The 15,720-nt window shown below is 73.6% G+C and carries 14 protein-coding genes; 12 read left to right on the forward strand and 2 right to left on the reverse strand.

The features are described 5' to 3' along the window. Window positions 1-18: 18 nt before the first annotated feature. Window positions 19-1,356: a type VII secretion integral membrane protein EccD gene (eccD, locus tag CFRA_RS02220; RefSeq protein WP_075663267.1), complete on the reverse strand. Its 1,338-nt coding sequence runs from the start codon at window positions 1,354-1,356 to the stop codon at window positions 19-21. A 412-nt stretch (window positions 1,357-1,768) separates the two neighbouring features. Here eccD and eccCa point away from each other — a divergent pair, with 412 nt between their 5' ends. The 12 genes from eccCa (at window position 1,769) to CFRA_RS02280 (ending at window position 14,594) form a co-directional block, all read left to right on the forward strand. Beyond that, window positions 1,769-5,425: a type VII secretion protein EccCa gene (gene eccCa, locus CFRA_RS02225; RefSeq protein ID WP_342743163.1), complete on the forward strand. Its 3,657-nt coding sequence runs from the start codon at window positions 1,769-1,771 to the stop codon at window positions 5,423-5,425. Continuing rightward, entirely contained in the window at window positions 5,422-6,471 is a 1,050-nt protein-coding gene (locus CFRA_RS02230) for a type VII secretion-associated protein (protein WP_083666785.1), read from the forward strand. The genes eccCa and CFRA_RS02230 overlap by 4 nt, the downstream gene beginning before the upstream one ends. Before the next feature lie 64 nt (window positions 6,472-6,535). Further along, complete coding sequence (locus CFRA_RS02235) at window positions 6,536-7,162, forward strand: hypothetical protein (RefSeq protein ID WP_075663268.1); 627 nt, start codon at window positions 6,536-6,538, stop codon at window positions 7,160-7,162. Between the two features lie 247 nt (window positions 7,163-7,409). Next, the gene (locus tag CFRA_RS02240) at window positions 7,410-8,474 is read left to right on the forward strand and encodes a DUF349 domain-containing protein (RefSeq protein WP_075663269.1); all 1,065 of its coding nucleotides are present in this window, start codon (window positions 7,410-7,412) and stop codon (window positions 8,472-8,474) included. A gap of 192 nt (window positions 8,475-8,666) precedes the next feature. Next, window positions 8,667-8,981, forward strand: a complete 315-nt coding sequence (locus tag CFRA_RS02245; RefSeq protein ID WP_075663270.1) for a WXG100 family type VII secretion target — start codon at window positions 8,667-8,669, stop codon at window positions 8,979-8,981. Window positions 8,982-9,041: 60 nt separating this feature from the next. Next, window positions 9,042-9,332, forward strand: a complete 291-nt coding sequence (locus tag CFRA_RS02250) for a WXG100 family type VII secretion target (protein ID WP_075663271.1) — start codon at window positions 9,042-9,044, stop codon at window positions 9,330-9,332. A gap of 382 nt (window positions 9,333-9,714) precedes the next feature. Beyond that, entirely contained in the window at window positions 9,715-10,158 is a 444-nt protein-coding gene (gene rplM / locus CFRA_RS02255; protein WP_075663272.1) for a 50S ribosomal protein L13, read from the forward strand. After that, the gene (rpsI, locus tag CFRA_RS02260) at window positions 10,155-10,709 is read left to right on the forward strand and encodes a 30S ribosomal protein S9 (RefSeq protein WP_075663273.1); all 555 of its coding nucleotides are present in this window, start codon (window positions 10,155-10,157) and stop codon (window positions 10,707-10,709) included. Before rplM ends, rpsI begins: the two co-directional genes overlap by 4 nt. 292 nt (window positions 10,710-11,001) lie before the next feature. Then, on the forward strand, window positions 11,002-12,345 hold the full coding sequence (glmM, locus tag CFRA_RS02265) for a phosphoglucosamine mutase (protein WP_075663274.1): 1,344 nt from the start codon (window positions 11,002-11,004) through the stop codon (window positions 12,343-12,345). 160 nt (window positions 12,346-12,505) lie between these two features. Next, entirely contained in the window at window positions 12,506-12,826 is a 321-nt protein-coding gene (locus tag CFRA_RS02270; protein ID WP_075663275.1) for a hypothetical protein, read from the forward strand. Further along, window positions 12,823-14,415, forward strand: coding sequence for a hypothetical protein (locus CFRA_RS02275; RefSeq protein WP_075663276.1), 1,593 nt, complete (start codon window positions 12,823-12,825; stop codon window positions 14,413-14,415). Before CFRA_RS02270 ends, CFRA_RS02275 begins: the two co-directional genes overlap by 4 nt. Continuing rightward, complete coding sequence (locus CFRA_RS02280) at window positions 14,412-14,594, forward strand: hypothetical protein (RefSeq protein ID WP_169842158.1); 183 nt, start codon at window positions 14,412-14,414, stop codon at window positions 14,592-14,594. Before CFRA_RS02275 ends, CFRA_RS02280 begins: the two co-directional genes overlap by 4 nt. Before the next feature lie 130 nt (window positions 14,595-14,724). On the opposite strand, the gene CFRA_RS02285 is transcribed toward CFRA_RS02280, so the two are convergent. Beyond that, a complete protein-coding gene (locus CFRA_RS02285; protein WP_075663278.1) occupies window positions 14,725-15,591 on the reverse strand; it encodes a dienelactone hydrolase family protein in 867 nt (288 codons plus the stop codon). Window positions 15,592-15,720 lie beyond the last annotated feature (129 nt).

Below are 15,720 nucleotides of genomic sequence, written 5' to 3' on the forward strand. Positions count from 1 at the left end.
CCGCGGGCAGCCGGGCCCTCATCCCAGAGCCCGCAGCCAGGTGAAGACGCCGGCCAGGTGCGCGGCCAGCGGGACCGCGGCCGCCAGCGCGGTGGACTCGGCGCGCTCCCACCACACCAGGGTCGTCGGCTCCGGGTCGCTGAGTCTGCCCGCCCACAGCGGCGCGGTCAGCGCGGCGGCGGCGACCGCACCGGTGATGCCGAGAGCCACGGGCGCGGCCCCGGGTACCCCGGTCGCCGCCGGGGCCGCGGCGACAAGCCCGGCCAGGGCCACGGCCAGGTTCGCCCAGAGGGCGACCGGGTCGGCGTGGCGCAGGGCGTGCAGCCCGCAGGCGGCGGCCACGCACAGCGTGAAGGCCAGCGCGAACCACGCCGGCGAGCTCCCGCGCGTGGTCCAGGCCAGCCAGGGCAGCGCCGCCACGGCCACCGCCGCGGCCCCGCAGACCACCCCGGCGTGCACCCGCCGGGCCCGCCCGGCGCGCGCCGCGGCGTCCGGGACCTCGACTCCGGCGAGGGTGACCTCCTCGCCGGCGGTGGGAAGGCGCGGCACCGAGAGCCCCGCGGCCGTCTGCGCGATCGCCGGCGCCGCCCACCCGCAGATCAGCGCCACGGCCACGGCGACCGTCGCCGCCCCCGTCGCCCCGGAGAGCACGCCTGCGCCGGTGGCGCAGGCGCAGACGAGCAGCACCACCACGCCAGCGGCCAGGCAGCCGGCACCCGGGCGGTGCGGGCGGAGGGCCGCCACCGCGGCCAGCCCCACCCCGGCGGCGGCCAGCCCCGCGCCGAGCGCGGCCGCCCACCCGGAGGAGTCCTCCGGCACCGTGCCGCCGAGCACCCAGCCGGACGCCGCGAGCCCGCACAGCGGCGGCAGCGCCATGGCGGCCGCGGTCAGTTCGCGGCGCCAGGCCAGAAGCAGCAGGCAGGCGGTGGCCGCCACGGCCGCGACCAGCCACGCCGGGGCGGCGTGGGCGACGAGCACGGCGAGCATCACGACGCCGGTGGCGGCGGTGGCCTGCGCCAACCCGCCGGGATGCGCACGGCCGGCCAGCGCGGCGTCGGCAAGCGCCTCGGCGGCGTCGCGCGGCACCGGGCGCGGGCTCGGGTGCCCGGGTGCGAGCACGAGCACCCCGCCGTCGGGTGGGCCGACCGCACCCAGCGGCTCCTCGGGCGGCACGGGTGCGCCGGCGGCGGTGGTCGCCTGCCACGGCGTCTGCGGGTGCGGCGCGCCGACCAGCCAGGCGACCTCCTCGGCGATGTCGGCGACGGAGCTGCTCACGGGCACGCTCAGGTCGGTCTCCCGGTGGAAGCCGCCTGTGTGGACGCGCACGCACAGCCGGAGAACGTGTTCGGTCTCCACGGTGAAAAATCCCCCTCGATATTTTCTTCCCCCTGTGTGCGCGCTCATCGTGACCTAGACTTGCGCCCGTGTCCACCCGAGAGGGGTGGGACCCGCGTGGGGGGCGCGGCGCGAGGGGTGCCGCGGGGACCCCGCGTGCGACGGGGGAAACCAGAGGGGGAAATTCCGCATGAGCACCGCAATCGCGCCAGGCGACCGGCATGCGCCGGCCGCGCCGCCCGCGCCGCCCGCATCGGCCGCGCAGCCAGAACCGCCCGCGCCGCCCGCATCGGCCGCGCAGCCAGAACCGCCCGCGCCGCCCGCGCCGTTCGCACCACCGGAGCGCCCGCGTCGGCGCACCGTCCATCCGCTGACACCCGGCGCCCGCGAGCCCGCCCCGCCGCGCCCGGAGGGCAGGCTCGCCGCCGAGGCCGTGCCCGCCGCCGACACCCCGCGCCCGATCGCACTGATCCGCATCCTGCTGCCGCTGGTCATGGTCGCGGCGATGATCGGCATGGTGCTGCTGATGGTGCGCATGGCCGGCACGGTGCACCCGATGATGCTGATTCTCCCGGTCATGTTGGCGATGGGTTTCATGGGGATGTTCGCCCCGCCGCAGAACCGCGACCCGGACGAGACCCGGCGGACCTACCTGCGCCACCTCAACGAGCTGCGGCGCACCGCACTCGACAACGCCGCCGCCCAGCGCGCCCACGAGGAGCACCGCCACCCCGCGCCCGGCGACCTGTGGGCGCTGGTGCCCACCGACCGGCTCTGGGAGCGCGGCGCCGAGGACGCGGACGCCCTGCACGTGCGCCTGGGCACCGGGCCCGCGCCGTTGTGCACCCCGCTCGAGGTCGGCGAGCAGGGCGCGCCCGAGGACCTCGACCCGGTGTGCGCGGTGGCGCTGCGGCACACGGTGCGCTCCGTGGGCACGGTGCCGGACCTGCCGGTGGTGCTCAACCTCGCCGCCTTCGGCCACCTCTCCGTCGCCGGGCCGGGCGCGGGCGACCAGGTGCGCGCGATCGTCGCCCAGCTCGTCTTCCACCACGGGCCGGAGGCCGTCGGCGTCGAGGTCCGTGGGGACACCACCGGCTGGGCGTGGGTGAAGTGGCTGCCGCACGCCCGCGCCCCGCACGCGGCGGCGTTCCGGGTGCTCGTCGTCGACGGGATCACGACCACCGGCACCGAGGACTTCCTCGACGACGACTCGCTGACCTGCGTCATCGAGGTCGGCACCGGGGCGCCGACGGCGCTGCGCACCCGGGCGCGCGACGAGGGCCTGGCGCTGACCGCCGCCGACCGGCTGATCGCCCACACCGACGGCGGGCGCGAGGATCTCGGCGTGCCCGACGCGATGTCCCCGCGCGCCGCCGCCACCCTGGCACGCGCCACGGCGTCCTGCCGCCGGCCCGGCCACGGCCGCGGTGCGGTGGCCAACGACCTGCCCGCGCTCCTCGGCCTCGACGGGCCGGACGGCCTGGGCGGCGCGCACCCGCCGCGGCTGTGGCGTGACCCACCCGCCGAGCGGCTCACCGTGCCGATCGGGATCACCCGCGGGTCGGGGCCGGCCGTGCCGGTCACCCTGGACCTGCGCGAGTCCGCCGAGGGCGGGATGGGCCCGCACGGGCTGTGCATCGGCGCGACCGGCTCCGGCAAGTCCGAGCTGCTGCGCACGCTGGTCGTGGCGCTGGCCGCCACCCACAGCCCGGAGCAGCTCAACTTCGTGCTCGTCGATTTCAAGGGCGGGGCGACCTTCCTCGGCCTGGAGGAGCTGCCGCACACCTCCGCGGTGATCACCAACCTGCAGGAGGAGGCCGTGCTCGTCGAGCGCATGCACGACGCGATCTCCGGCGAGCTGCACCGCCGCCAGGAGGTCCTGCGCGCCGCCGGGGGACTCTCGGGCGTGGCCGAGTACGAGGCGCTGCGCGCCCGTCGTCCCGGGCTCGAGCCGCTGCCCGCGCTGGTCATCGTCGTCGACGAGTTCTCCGAGCTGCTCAGCGCGCACCCCGACTTCGCCGACCTCTTCGTCGCCGTCGGGCGCCTCGGCCGCTCGCTGCACGTCCACCTGCTGCTGGCCAGCCAGCGCCTCGAGGAGGGCCGGTTGCGCGGCCTGGACAGCCACCTGTCCTACCGCATCGGTCTGCGCACCTTCTCCGCCGCCGAGTCCCGCCAGGTCCTCGGCGTGCCTGACGCCCACTCGCTGCCGCGCGCGCCGGGCGCGGGTCTCCTGCGCTCCGGGCCCGAGGCCATCACCGGCTTCCAGGCGGCCTACGTCTCCGGTCCGCTGCCCGCCGCCCCGGAGGCACCGTCGATTGCCGACGCCGCGTCCGTCACCCGTGGGCGCAGGAGAGTGCGGCTCTTCGACGGGACGGATGCTGGCGCATCCGTCCCCGGGGTAACGAATGCACCCGTCTCCGGCCGCAAGGGCGTGTCTGCGCCCGGGGAGGAAGTCCTGTCCGCGGCGGGGGAGGGCACCGTCTCCGGCGAGGCGGGGGAGCGGCCCACCGTGCTCGAGGCCGTCGTCGAGGCGGCCGTCGCCTCCGCCGACGGGCGCAGCGCCCACCGCATCTGGCTGCCGCCGCTGCCCGAGCGTGTGGAACTGGCCGGCGTGGTCGAGTCGCCGGGGCCGCTGCAGGTGGCCGTCGGCGTCATCGACCGGCCCTACCACCAGCGCCAGGACCCGATGATCCTGGACTTCTCCGTCGGTGACGGCCACCTCGCGATCGCCGGTGGGCCGAAGTCCGGCAAGACCACCGCGCTGCGCACCGTGGTCACCGCCCTGGCCGCGACCCACACGACCACGCAGATCCGCTGCTACATCATCGACTCCGGCCGCGACCTGGCCACACTGGCCCGCCTGCCGCACGTCGCCGGGCGCGCCGGGCGCGGCGAGATGGAGCGTGCCCGGCGCGTGCTCGACGAGGTCACCGCCGTCATCGAGGACCACCCCGGCGGCAGCCCGGCCGCCCACACCTTCCTGGTCCTCGACGGGTGGCACACGCTGTCCGGTGAGCTTGAGGACCGCCTCGACCAGGTCGCACGCATCGTCGCCGACGGGCCTGCGGCCGGGGTGCACGTGCTGATCTCCACGGTGCGCTGGCCCTCGCTGCGCCCGGCGATCCGCGACCTGATCTCCACCCGTCTCGAGCTGCGCCTGGCCGAGGCGATGGACTCGCTTTTGAACCGCAAGGCCCAGCAGAAACTGCCCGCCGCACCGGGGCGCGGGCTGACCGCCGACTGCGAGCCGGTGCTGTGGGCCGCGGCCAACACCCAGGACATCGGACACGTCACCGCCGTGACCGAGGCCTCCGGTCAGCCGCCGGTCGAGCCGCTGCGCGAGCTGCCGGAACTGCTCGACCGCGCGGCACTCGCCCCGGCGGCCGGCAGCCTGATCCCGCTGGGCGTGGGTGGGCCGCGGCTCACCACGCAGAGCTGGGACACCACCGAGTGCGCGCACCTGGTCTGCGTCGGGTCCTCGGGATCCGGCAAGTCCACCATGCTGGCTGGGGTGCTCGCCGGGATCACGGAGCTCGGGCGCGACGCAGCGCGCATCGTGCTGCTCGACCCGCGCCGCGCCCACCTCGGTGCGGTGGCCGAGGAGATGCTCGCCGCCTACGCCGCCAACAGCGCGGCGGTGCGCGGCGTACTCGCCGACACGGTGGTCACCCTGCGCGAGCGGCTGCCCGGTCAGGACATCACCCCGGCGCGCCTGGCCGCCCGCGACTGGTGGGCCGGGCCCGAGATCTTCCTGGTCGTCGACGACGCGGACCTCATCGACGACCACGAGTTCGCCGGGATCGTCGAGCTCCTGCCCCACGGCCGCGACATCGGGCTGCACCTGGTGCTCGCCCGCAAGGCCGGCGGCTTCTCGCGCGCGGCCTTCCGCCCGCTGCTCTCCGGGGTGCGCGACCAGAACCCCGCGGCGGTGGTCCTCGACTCCGACCGTGACGACGGCACCATCTTCGGCGTGAAACCCGCCGCCCGCGCGCCGGGCCGCGCGCAACTGGCCGGGGTCGGCGTACTCCAGGTCGCCGTCCCCGCCAAGAGCGCCGGGACCTCGGGCGCCGGGGGAGGTGAGCGGGCGTGACGAACGCGATCGACCGGCTGGCGGACAGCCTGGACGGACAGGAACGGCGCGCCGACCGTGCGCTGACGGTGACCGTGACCGAGACCGCCACGATCTTCGACGGGCCGGACAGCATCTACCGCTACGACCTGCCGGCCTCCGGCATCACCGACGGATGGGCGGTGCCCGCCGTCGTCGACCAGGTCCGTCAGCTCTACCCGGAGCGCTGGCCCGAGGTCGAGGTCATCGTGGACGCCGCCGAGCCCGCCGCCGAGATCCTCGTGCGCGCCCTGGTGGCCAAGGGGGTGGGGGCCTACCCGGCCGACGCCCTGCGTGAGCACCCGCTTCCCGAGCCGCTCGAGCCTGCGGACCGTCCCGGGCCGTTGCGCGGTGGGGACGGTCCTCGCCCTGGTGTCTTTCACTTCGTGCTCGTCGCGGTGGTCCTGCTGGTCGCGGCGCTGTCGTGGTGGGCGATCCGGGTGACAACCTCACCCCAAGACCAATCGGCGTCGGGCGCCGACGACGCCCCGGCCGCCGCCGGCGGCGTGGGCGACGCGGACGCGCCCGGGGCCGGGGGAGCGGGCGGTGACGGCTCCGGGCGGGCCTCCGGCACCGGCGGCGACGGTCCGGGCTCGGGTATCGACGGGCAGGTCGTGGTCCACGAGCTGGACACGGTGCGTCTGGCCACCCCGCCGGGATTCCGCGCCGAGTCCGTCGACGGCGGCTGGATCCTGCGCGGGCCGGACCCGGACCTGCGGGTGCACGTCGCCGCGGCACCGCTGCACGGCGTGGCCGGCTCCCGCGTGCTCGAGGAGGTCTCCCGCGAGGTCGACGCTGACCCGGTGCTGCACCCGCAGGACGCCGCGGCCGCGGCATCCGAGGCGCCCGAAGGTGCGGTGGCCTACCGGGAGGACCCCGGTGACGGCTCGGAGACGAACTGGCTGAGCTGGGTCGCCCACGACACGCAACTGTCGGTCGGGTGCCAGACGCGCACGGCCCCGGCGGCGACGCAGCGCGCGGCCTGCGGGGTCGTCACCGGTTCCCTGGAGGTCTACGTCGCCGAGTGAACGGGAGCTGAACGTTTTGCCGTTCAAGTCACCTGTAAGACAGTTCTTATCTATCCTTACGGCCATGAAGAACTCTCTGCGCGCCGGCGTCGTGGCCTGCACCCTCGTCGCCGGACTCTCCACGCCCGTTGCCAACGCCGACATCATCGACGACGCCCTCTCCGCCCTGCCCGACGGTCCCATCACCTGCGAGCAGGCCTCGAAGTACTGGACCAACACCGCCGACTACAACCAGAAGGTCACCATGGCGCGCATTGCAGCCAGGTTCGACCCCCGCGGCCCGCAGATCCTCGAGGCGCTCGAGCGCGTCGACGAGGCGGCCAACCGTTGCGGCCTCAAGGACGGCAGCGGCCCGCCCAAGGACGACGAGGACGACCAGGGTGGCGAGGACGGCCAGGATGACCAGAACGGCAACGACGGCCAGGATGGCCAGGACGGTCAGGATGACCAGAACGGCAACGACGGCCAGGATGGCCAGGACAGTCAGGATGGCCAGAACGGCAACGACGGCCAGGACGGCGAGGACGGTCAGGACGACCAGGACGCTCCCGTTGAGCAGGGTTCGTCGCTGAGCAGCTCGGGGGATTCGCCCGTCAAGGTCTACATCCCGGGGCTCGACCAGTGGATCACCCTGCCGGACCTCTTCTCCATGGTCCGGGACTTCTTCGGTCGCTTCGGCAGCTCCAGCTAGTCCCTCTCCCCGCCCCGGACCCGCCTCCCGGGCGGCTCTGTCGCATGCCTTCGGAGCCTGCCGCAGACCTCCCGGCTCGCCCGGTTATCCGGCCCGACCCGCTGTCGGCCCGACCCGCTGTCGGTCCGGCCCGACCGGCTGGCCGACCCGCCGGCTGTCCTGCCGGCCGACCTTCTGACCCGGTCGCGCCGGGGACTGCTCCCCGAACACACCACGTGGCCGGCCCCGTGCTGGATACGCTCAAGCCATGACGTGGTACAGCGACGACGAATGGGCTCGTATCCAGGCTGAACGCGAGGAGAAGCGGCGGTTCTGGGAGGAGAAGGAACAGGAGTTCGCCCGCGCCGCAGACATCAAGCGCGGACTCATCGCGGAGATGGAGCAACTGGTTCACCGCGCCGGGGAGAAGGGGATCTCCCTCGAGACCAGGCGCCTCACCGAGAGGTTCAAGGCCGCGGGGTTCGCCGGCAAGGAGGTCAACAACGACCTGGGCGACCAGTTCTACTCCGCACGCGACCGTGTCTATGAGTGCCGCAACGAGCACTTCGACCAGCTCAAGGCGGAGTGGTCGCGCACGGCCGACGAGCGCCGCGAGCTGATCCGTCAGCTCGAGGGGGTCATCCAGATGCGCGACTACTCCCGGCAGGCGCGCGACCGGGTCAAGGAGATCCACGTCCACTGGAAGGCGGTCGGCTACTCGGGCAAGGAGACCAAGGAGCTCAACGACCGCTACTACGCCCTGCGCGGGGACTACTACGCCCTGTCCAACCAGCACTGGGAGGACTGGAACAACCGCGCCCGGACGACGACCACTTACGCCGAGGAACTGGTGGGCAAGATGACCACCTTCGCCGAGCTGCCCGACCCCGCCAGCGCCTCCGGTGAGGTGCACCAGCTGATCGCGACGTTCAGGGCGCTCGACGGCCCGATGAAGAAGGCCGACCGGAAGCGCATCAACCGGGACTTCTGGGCCGCCAAGGACCGCTTCTACGCGCGCCGGGACCTGCAGAAGTCCCACCCCGAGCGGTTCACCCGCGGCGAGCGCACCACCGAGGCCGACCGCCGATTCGGCCGGCGCGGCCCCGACAACCACGACGAGGCCAGGGCGCACCTCGACGCCGCGCTCTCCGACGCCCGCGCCCGCCTCGCCGATGCGCGCGACCACCACGAGTCCGTCGCACGGAGCATGCACGGACAGCCCTGGGTCTTCAACGGCGACGCGGACGCCCGGCTGCGCGACGCGGCGACGCGGGTGCGCATCGCGGAGCGGAAGGTGTGGGACCTGGAGGACCGCCTCCGCCGGATGTACTGAGCCGCGCCGGGGGGCCGCACGCACGCGCCGGCGGAGGAGAACCGCGGAAGAGGACCACAGAGGCGAACCGCGGAAGAGAAATTCGGCGGGCGGGGAACCGGACAGGGGGTCCGGACAGTCGAACTAGATGTGTGGGAAAGCAGGCGGGCCGCCCGGCCGCCGCCCGCACCGACAACTCGAGGGGGAGAGAACATGTCCGGACAGTTCAGTACCGATTCCGAGGTCATGCAGTCCACGGCCAACCGCGTGGACGGCACCAACAGCGAGGTCCGTGGGGAACTTGACCGACTGCGGGGCACCGTCGACGGGGTGCGGGCGTCCTGGAAGGGCGAGGCGCAGCGCAGCTTCGACCAGCTGATGGCGCGCTGGGACACCGCCGCACGGGACCTGCAGGACGCCCTGCGCACCATCAGCGACACGATCCGCGGCAACGCCCGCAGCTTCGACGACACCGAGACCCAGAACGCCGGCGACCTCAAGAGCGCCGGTGCGGGCCTGCCGATCTAGCACGGGCCTCAGCCACAGACCGCACGGGAAAACAGGAACACACAGGGGGACAAGACCACCATGACCGACATCCAGTACCAGTTCGGTGCCATCTCCGCGGCGTCCGCGGACATCACCGCCACCAGCGGCCGCATCTCCGGACAGCTGGCGACGCTCAAGTCCGACGTCGCCCCGATGGCCGCCATCTGGGAGGGCGACGCCGCCGTCGCCTGGAACGAGGCGCAGAACAAGTGGGACAACGCCGCCGCCGAGCTCAACGAGGTCCTCCGGACCGTGGCCCGCGTCGTCGACACCGGCAACGACAACATGTCCAACACCAACCGCGCCGCCGCGGCCGCCTGGGGCAACTGACCCACGGGTGAAGCACCGGCGCCGACCGGTCCGCCGTACGCGGCGCGCATGCGCCACGTGCACACGACGACCGGCGGGCGGCTCGGGCGCGGGGCGGGGAGTGGGCACGAACCGCCGACGGCGACCGACGCGGCGTCGGAAAGCAGGGGAACGACGGCACTAGCCGGCCGGGGCCGGGCGACGGGAACCACCCGTCACCCGGCCCTCACACGCGTTTTGCCTTGACCGCCACCGGGCGGGTATCGTTTCCGGTCTGTGTGCCGTGCCTCCCGGGAAACCGGGGGCGCGACTGCCCCGGGTCTCCACCGGCCGCCGAGGCATCCCGTTCACGGGCGCACCAGCTTGGCCGGCAGCCCCAAGACAGACTTTCAAGGAGTCATCAGTGTCTACATTCCACCCGAAGAGCGGTGACGTCACGCGCAAGTGGTACGTCATCGACGCCACGGACGTGGTTCTGGGACGCCTTGCCACCCACGCGGCGAACCTGCTGCGTGGCAAGGGCAAGCCGTACTTCGCCCCGAACGTCGACTGCGGCGACCACGTCATCATCATCAACGCGGACAAGGTTGCGGTCAGCACCAAGAAGCGTCAGCGCGAGATGCGCTACCGTCACTCGGGCTACCCGGGTGGCCTGAAGGCCATGACCCTCGGTCGCGCCCTCGACGAGTACCCCGAGAAGACCGTGGAGAAGGCTGTCAAGGGCATGCTGCCCCACAACAAGCTCTCCCGCCAGTCCGTGAAGAAGCTGCACGTCTTCGCCGGTTCCGAGCACCCCTACGCCGGCCAGCAGCCCGAGTCCTACGAGATCAAGGTGGTGTCCCAGTGACGGAGCCGATCAACAACACCGAGAACACCGAGAACGTGGCTGACGCCGAGGACCTGGCCGCCGCCGCGGCCGCGACCGAGGAGTTCACCAACACCATCGGTGACGCCGTCGCGACCGACACCGAGGCCGAGGGCGACGTCGTCGCCGAGCAGCCCGCGGGTGTCGACGGCCCGATCCAGACCGTCGGCCGTCGTAAGCGCGCCATCGTGCGTGTGAAGATGCAGCCGGGCACCGGTGCGATCTCCTGCAACGGCCGCTCCCTCGAGGAGTACTTCCCGAACAAGATCCACCAGCAGCTCATCCTGGGCCCGCTGACCCTCCTCGAGCGCGAGGGCCAGTTCGACATCCAGGCCAACCTCTCCGGTGGCGGCCCCACCGGTCAGGCCGGCGCGTTCCGCCTCGCCATCGCGCGTGCGCTGAACCTGTACAACCCGGGTGACCGCTCGGCCCTGAAGAAGGCCGGCTTCCTCACCCGTGACGCCCGTGCCGTCGAGCGCAAGAAGGCCGGTCTGCACAAGGCCCGCCGCGCCCCGCAGTACTCCAAGCGCTAAACCTTCCCGGTTTCGCTTGCCGACGCCGCCGTCTCCCGCCCGGGAGCGGCGGCGTCGCCGTCTGTCGGGGGAGGTGCGGCCTCACGGCCGCACTGGACGCGTTGCACGCACCGCAGAACAGCGCACGCCGCCGCACTGCTGCGCCGTGTCGCCGCACGGCCGCTGCTGCGTCGCGGCGCCCACGCCCGCGCCCACGGCGCGGTGCGCTGCACGGGTGCGGGCGCGGGCGTCGTCAAGCCACGCCGTGGGCCTGCACCGGGGACGGGGGACACCGGCAGGCATAATGGGGTCCATGACACGACTCTTCGGAACTGACGGCGTGCGTGGTCAGGCGAACACCGTGCTGACCGCCCCGCTCGCCCTCAAGCTGGGTGCGGCGGCAGCGCAGGTGCTCACCGCGGACCTGCCCTCGCACAAGAAGCGGCCGACCGCGATCATCGGCCGCGACCCGCGCGTGTCCGGCGAGATGCTCGCCGCGGCGCTCTCGGCGGGCCTGGCCTCCCGTGGCGTGGAGGTCCTGCGCGTCGGCGTGCTGCCGACCCCGGCGCTGGCCTACCTGACCGACGACTACGGCGCCGACATCGGCGTGATGGTCTCCGCCTCGCACAACCCCATGCCGGACAACGGCATCAAGTTCTTCTCCGCCGGCGGGCGCAAGCTGCCCGACGCCGTCGAGGACGAGATCGAGCGCGCCATGGCCGACCTGCCCGAGACCGGGCCGACCGGCACCGGGGTGGGCCGCATCATCGAGGAGGCCCCCGACGCCGAGGAACGCTACCTCAACCACCTGCGCGAGGCCGTGCGCACCGACCTCAGCGGCATCAAGGTCGTCGTCGACACCGCCAACGGCGCGGCCTCCGTGGTCGCCCCGACGGCCTACGCGGCCGCCGGTGCGGAGGTCACGCCGATCTTCAACACGCCGAACGCCTACAACATCAACGACAACTGCGGCTCGACCCACATCGAGCAGGTCCAACGCGCCGTCGTCGAGCAGGGTGCCGACCTGGGCCTGGCCCACGACGGCGACGCCGACCGCTGCCTGGCCGTGGACGCCGAGGGCAACGTCGTCGACGGCGACCAGATCATGGCCATCCTCGCCGTCGGCATGAAGGAGCGCAACGACCTGCGCGACAACAAGCTCGTCGCCACGGTGATGAGCAACCTGGGGCTGAAGCTGGCGATGGCCGAGCAGGGCATCGACATCGTGCCCACCAAGGTCGGCGACCGCTACGTGCTCGAGGAGCTGCAGCACCTCGACCTCTCGCTGGGCGGCGAGCAGTCCGGCCACGTGATCATCCCCGAGCACTGCTCCACCGGCGACGGCACGCTGACCGGGCTCTCGGTCATGGCGCGCATGGCCGAGACCGGGAAGTCGCTCAAGGAGCTCGCCGCCGTGATGACGGTGCTGCCGCAGGTGCTGGTCAATGTGCCCGTGGCCGACAAGACCTCGATCGCCGGGGACCCCTCGGTGGTCGCCGCGATCGCCGAGGCCGAGGAGGAGCTCGGCGACACCGGCCGGGTGCTGTTGCGCCCCTCGGGCACCGAGGAGCTCTTCCGCGTGATGGTCGAGGCGCCCGAGGAGGCCGTCGCCCGGCGCGTCGCCGGCCGGCTGGCCGCGGTGGTCACCGCCGTCTGACGCCGGGGACCCGGGTGCGCGCGGTTCTGCGCGCGTGCGGGTCCGCGGGCCTTTGATCTGCGGTTTCCCGTGTCCTTCGCGGAATCGGGAACCGGAACCCCCTTCTGACGGGTCGAACAGTGGTGTAAGCCAGTTAGCCGTTCCAGGAGGGGGATCGCCCATGTCGGGCCAGGAAGTGATGAGGATAGACACGTGGCGCGCCCGCGCCACACTCGACGACGCCGCCCGCGAGGTCGAGCACCAGTCCGGGGTGCACGGCTCGACCCGGCCCGCGCTCGACCCGGCGGCCGCCGGCCGCGACCTCGCGCCCCAGGGCGCGGCCCTGGCCGCGGCGCTGGCACGGCTGCACGACTCCGCGGCCGCCCGACTGCACGCGGTGGGGCGGGGCATCTCGGTCGTCGACGGGCACGTCGGCCGCGCCGCCGCGGTCGAGGCGGACAATGACCTGGCCCTGACCCGTCTGCCGGGGATCGCTCGATGAGGCCGGGGATCGGCACCGGCTACGCGGGTGCGGTCGCCGAGCTGGGCCGCGCCTCGCGGGGCGCCTACCGCGGCCCGAAGGTCTCGCCGGCCGCCCTCGGCGAGCGGCTCGGCTCCCTGGGTGGGCTGGACACCGGGGAGATCCGCGCACAGCTCGCCGCCGCGGCCGGGGAGACGGAGACCGCCCCGCTGCGGCGGAAGAACGGGCTGCTCATCCGGCTGCTCGGGGAATTCGGCGTCGGCCTGCTGGTCCACGGCCTCGGTGAGCTGGGCGAGACCTGGTTCGCGCAGAAGGACGACGCGGACAAGGCGGTGAAAGCGGGGGAGGAGGCGTGCCGCGTCATCGACGAGGTGGAGGACGACTCCGACTCGGCGATGGAGAACATCATCGGCCGGCTCGTCGCCTCCGTGAAGGAGATCGCCGCGCGCCTGGGCCTGCTCGACCCGTTGGAGCAGGCCGGTGAGTTCCTGGCCTGCGTGACTGCGGGCGAGGGGCTCATCGACGAGGCCGGCGAGTGCCTGCTGGACCTGTGCGAGGGCCGCGATGAGGCCGTGCGCGGGTGTCTGGAGGAGTTGACCGGCCGGGTCGAGGACGCCTGCTCGGAGCCGTGCGAGGCGGAGGCCTCCGGGGCCGTCGCGCCCGAGTCCTGCCCGCCCGGCGGCGGTTCCGCGGGCGGTGCGGATAGTGCCCTGGCCGGCGGTTCGGCCGGCGGGACAGGCAGCGCCCCCGGTCCGGGCGGCGGGACGGTCACCGAGGACAGTGGCGGTGCGGCCGACAAGAAATACAAGGGAGACGGCGCCGGTGACGCCTCGGATGACGGCTCGGGCGGCGACGGGACCGGGGACTGTGAGCAGGAGGAGACCACCGCGAGCTCGGCCAAGCCCGTACCGCCCGCCGAGGACTGCGGGGACGAGCCCGCGGGCAAGCCGGTGCCGGAGAAGGTCGTCGACGAGAAGACCGTGGAGACCGGCGGGAGCACCACCACGGCCGAGGAGACAGGGAAGACCGGGGAGCAGGACTGCCCGCCGGAGGAGGAGACGGGGGAGCAGGAGTGCCCACCCGAAGAGGAGCCGGTCACCCCGGCTACGGCGGAATGCCCACCGGTCGAGTGCCCGCAGCCGGGCGGGCATGAGGCGGTGCTCGGGGTGGGCATCGGCCTGGTGGTCGCCGGAGTGGTCGTCGGTGCGGTGGCCGAGTGCATCGAGTCCTCGGGGGTGCTCGAGTGCCCGGTCCCGGAACCTGAACCGGAGCCTGAACCCGAGCCGGAGCCCGAACCGGAACCTGAACCCGAGCCTGCGCCCGAACCGGAGCCGGAGGTGCCGCTCGACCAGGTGCCGGAGCCTGAGCCCCCGCCCAAGAAGCTGGCCGCGGCCGGGGTCGCACCGGGCGCGGACGGAGCACCCGCACCTGCCGCGCCGGCCCCGGATCCCGCGCCGGCTCCCGCGGCGGAGACACCGCCACCGGCCCAGGCACCGGAGCCGCCCGCCCCTGCTCCCGCACCGGAGCCACCCGCACCGGAGCCACCGGCTGACGGCCCGGCCCCGGAGCCCGTGCCCGCCACCGAGACCAGGAAGGCGGGGCCGTGGTGATGGAGTTCGAGGAGTTCGCGCGGAACTTCCGCGCCCGAGCTGACGCTCGGCTGCGCGACTTCGAGGCCGCCCTCGAGGAGGCCAAGAAGAAGACCGAGGCGCCGCAGACGTCCAAGCGAAGGCAGCAGCGGCCGCGGTCGCGCAGGGGCGGTCCCGTGCGCGGCATCCTGCGCCGCTGAGCCGGGGGGGGGCGACGACACAGGGCGACAAAACGGGGACGACAGAGCGGGGACGAAAAACCGGAACAGCAAAAAACGGCGCCACCGGAGAAGGTGGCGCCGCGGCGGCGGGAATCGCTCCCGCGCTCAGTCAGTTGGCGGGGGAGCGCTCGATACCGGAGCCGGACTTGTAGCCCAGCGTGTCGGCGCGGTCGGCGAGGTCCTCGCCGGTCAGCGACTCGAAGCCCTTGGCGGTGGCCTCGGGGTCGGCGAAGCCGGAGAGCTTCCGGTCGTCGCCCAGGGTGGCCAGCAGGAAGCCGGTCAGCAGGCCGCGGGCGGTCTCGCGCGCCCCGACCTGCGGGCGGGCCGCACCGAGCAGCAGCTTGAACATGGTGTCCTCGGTGAAGCCCTGCTGGTTGCCCTTGTCGATCTCGCGGTAGGCCACCTCGCCGCCCCAGGCCTGCGCCAGCGCGGCCGGGTTGCCGGCGTCGAGCAGCGCGCTCTCGCCGGAGCCGACGACCAGGCCCGGGATCTCCAGGCGGCGGGCCGCCTCGACGGAGGAGGGGGCGGTGGTCGCCGGGTAGAGCGCGCCGACGGCGCGGATCTTCGTCGAACCGGCGGCGGCGAGCACCGCGCATCCGGCGCCCATGCCGTGGCCGATCACGCCCAGCTTGCCGGGGCCCACGGTGACGTTGCCGTGGCCGAGGCGCACGCCGGCGAGGATCTGCACGGCCGTCTCGAGGTCGGCGGCGAAGCCGCGGTGGTTCGGCGAGAATCCGGTCTCCGTCTCCGGGGCGGCCACGGCGATGCCCCAGCTGGCAAGGTGGCGCAGCGTGACGTGGTAGTTCTTCAGTCCGCGCAGCCAGTCGTGACCGAAGGCGACGCCGGGCACGCCGTTGCCCTCGGCGGGGGTGTAGACCTTGCCGGGCAGCCCCGCGTAACTCAGGTCGCCCACGAGCACGCGGTGCGGCCCCCGCTTGGACAGCTTGGACAGGTTCTTGCTCAGATTCTCAGCCACGCCCTAGAGAATATCCGACGCCGTGCATGCCGCGCCGCCGACCGGGCGAATCCGTTTGCCCGCCGCCGTCCGGAAAGACCCCTCGGACACCCCCGGCGCGTGCGATTCCCGTGGCGGTCGACGCGCCGG

The organism is Corynebacterium frankenforstense DSM 45800, from assembly GCF_001941485.1.
In the GTDB taxonomy this organism is placed as follows: domain Bacteria; phylum Actinomycetota; class Actinomycetes; order Mycobacteriales; family Mycobacteriaceae; genus Corynebacterium; species Corynebacterium frankenforstense.

What these genes read in the sequence shown, in the direction of transcription:
- CFRA_RS02235 (WP_075663268.1), top strand. Translation starts at nt 6,536, where the DNA reads ATGAAGAACTCTCTGCGCGCCGGCGTCGTGGCCTGCACCCTCGTCGCC.
- CFRA_RS02240 (WP_075663269.1), top strand. Translation starts at nt 7,410, where the DNA reads ATGACGTGGTACAGCGACGACGAATGGGCTCGTATCCAGGCTGAACGC.
- CFRA_RS02245 (WP_075663270.1), top strand. Translation starts at nt 8,667, where the DNA reads ATGTCCGGACAGTTCAGTACCGATTCCGAGGTCATGCAGTCCACGGCC.
- CFRA_RS02250 (WP_075663271.1), top strand. Translation starts at nt 9,042, where the DNA reads ATGACCGACATCCAGTACCAGTTCGGTGCCATCTCCGCGGCGTCCGCG.
- glmM (WP_075663274.1), top strand. Translation starts at nt 11,002, where the DNA reads ATGACACGACTCTTCGGAACTGACGGCGTGCGTGGTCAGGCGAACACC.
- CFRA_RS02270 (WP_075663275.1), top strand. Translation starts at nt 12,506, where the DNA reads ATGTCGGGCCAGGAAGTGATGAGGATAGACACGTGGCGCGCCCGCGCC.
- CFRA_RS02275 (WP_075663276.1), top strand. Translation starts at nt 12,823, where the DNA reads ATGAGGCCGGGGATCGGCACCGGCTACGCGGGTGCGGTCGCCGAGCTG.